Raw genomic sequence first — 2,021 nt, 5'->3', positions numbered from 1 at the left:
CAGCTCGGAAGGATCCTTCAACCGATCACTTTGGCTTTAACTGATCGGCATTACCGCAAAGGAGTCTTTTTTAATCCAGCTCGTTCTGCAATCCATTCTAATGCTCTCGTGACACTTTGCGTTCACAATTTAAAATACCTAACTGAGTTCAAACCTTTAGTTTCAAATCTAGAGAATGAATGTTGTTTGAGGTAAGTTGAAACAATCATTCCCAACTTTCATGAATATCACTCAATGTTACTCGAAGGAATCGAAACTCTATTGGTGCTGAGTAAAGCAAAAACCATGAGCCGCACAGGCAGTTTGCTTTATATCAGCCAATCAGCGGTCAGCAAACGGATTGCGAATTTAGAAAAGAAGCTAGGTAAAAAGCTCATCGAGCCGAGTGGCCGACAGATAAAACTGACGCCGGATGCGATTGCATTAATCGAGAGCATAGGCCCTACATTCAATGAACTTAGAGGGCTTATTTATGAACAGCAAGAGTTGGAAGATACCACTCTCATTACTTTAGATAGCTCTAAGTCTCTGATAGCGGGTTATTTAGGTGAGATGATGGGCCAATTTATCCAGCAAGATAAATACATCACCATCACCACTAACCATACACCAAGAATTATCGAGCGAGTGCAGTCTGGTAAGGCGACCTTGGGGTTGTGTGCTGGCTTACTGCCGCCGCATCATGGATTGATGACCTTCCATCTATTTGATGAGCCGTTTTACATAGTGAGTAAGTCGCCGCTAACGGAGCTTCCTCCATTGGTGATTACCAACGATATGACCAACCCTGCCAACTCTTATCAGCTCTCAGTGTTAGAAAAGTTTGGTATTAAACCCTTGATGGAGATGGATGCCTATACCGCAGCAGCCCAGCTAGCGCTAGGAGGAACGGGGCCGGCTTTGATCCCGCTTTCTATCGTAAAAACACTCAACATTAAGCCTCAATACCTGTTTAGCTTTCCCGAATTGCAAGGATTGATTAGACCGATTCATATCTGTGTGAGACCAAACAGCTATCAATCTCCGCGAGTTAAAATACTGATAGAATCCATTGTTGATGCTGTTCCCAAAGCAGTTTAGACGCCATTAACATCGACATCACGATCACAAGAGGGCGAATCCATTTCTGCCCTTTTGTTACCACTACTTTAGCGCCAAGTTGAGCGCCCATAAAACCACCAACTGCCATCACTAATCCTAATTCCCAAATTGGCAAGCCAGCTAAAATAAAGAAGATCAATGCGGCTATATTCGATGTGAAGTTAAGTATCTTGGTGCGTGCCGTTGCATCCACTAAAGAGAAGTGACCGATAGCGACAAAACATACCGTGAAAATTGAACCTGTTCCTGGGCCAAAAAAGCCATCGTAGAAGCCAACTCCGCCACCAATACACAAAGCAAACATCGCCTCAGAGATCTTCTGCTTTCCTTCAGACGCTCTAGTTTGGGGTGCTAACAGGAAATAGAGAGAGATAGCGATAAGCAGCAGCGGTATCACGCTAGTCAGTAAACTCGCATCAATGTGCTGGACTAACTCGGCACCAATTGCAGAGCCAATAAAAGTACAAAAGATCGCGAGGCGCATCTCTTTAATACTAACGATGCCGTTGCGCACGAAATACCAACTGGCAGAAAAACTACCAAATGAGCTTTGAAGTTTATTGGTTGCCAGTGCTTGCGTTGGTGGCACTCCGGCCGCTAGCAATGCAGGTAGAGTCAACAATCCACCGCCGCCAGCCATTGCATCAATAAAGCCTGCCGCCGTTGCAACAACAAACAAGATAGCCAATATTTCTAGAGTGATTTCCATATACCCAACGCCTTAAATTCTCGTATAGCGACAAGTTACCACTCACGGCAGATGAGCAATAACGAAACACAAGATTGTAACCTATTCCAAATATTCATCATTTAGCCATCACCAGATTTTCACCAGATAACAGACATAAAAAAGCCCACTCCGAAGATGAAGTGACCCCGTAAAGTTGGACATTTCTGTTAAGCGGCTTTCAAGGCCTGAG

Annotated in this window: 2 protein-coding genes; one reads left to right on the top strand and one right to left on the bottom strand. The window is 44.3% G+C overall.

Annotated elements, in window-relative coordinates:
* The first annotated feature begins 234 nt into the window (after positions 1-234).
* Complete coding sequence (locus tag AB6D80_RS24825; protein ID WP_102257735.1) at positions 235-1,080, top strand: LysR family transcriptional regulator; 846 nt, start codon at positions 235-237, stop codon at positions 1,078-1,080.
* Here AB6D80_RS24825 and AB6D80_RS24820 read toward each other — a convergent pair.
* Positions 1,031-1,810 carry a TSUP family transporter gene (locus AB6D80_RS24820; RefSeq protein ID WP_009848394.1) on the bottom strand — a complete coding sequence of 260 codons (780 nt, stop codon included), beginning with the start codon at positions 1,808-1,810 and terminating at the stop codon, positions 1,031-1,033. The genes AB6D80_RS24825 and AB6D80_RS24820 overlap by 50 nt on opposite strands.
* Between the last annotated feature and the right edge of the window lie 211 nt (positions 1,811-2,021).

The organism is Vibrio sp. 10N.247.310.17 (assembly GCF_041466605.1).
GTDB classification, from domain to species: domain Bacteria; phylum Pseudomonadota; class Gammaproteobacteria; order Enterobacterales; family Vibrionaceae; genus Vibrio; species Vibrio tasmaniensis_A.
The sequence above is the reverse complement of the archived record's forward strand: the minus strand, read 5'-3'. Positions and strand labels throughout refer to the sequence as shown.

Excerpts from the sequence above, each read along its gene's own strand:
- AB6D80_RS24825 (WP_102257735.1), top strand. The coding sequence starts at position 235 with ATGTTACTCGAAGGAATCGAAACTCTATTGGTGCTGAGTAAAGCAAAA.
- AB6D80_RS24820 (WP_009848394.1), bottom strand. The coding sequence starts at position 1,810 with ATGGAAATCACTCTAGAAATATTGGCTATCTTGTTTGTTGTTGCAACG.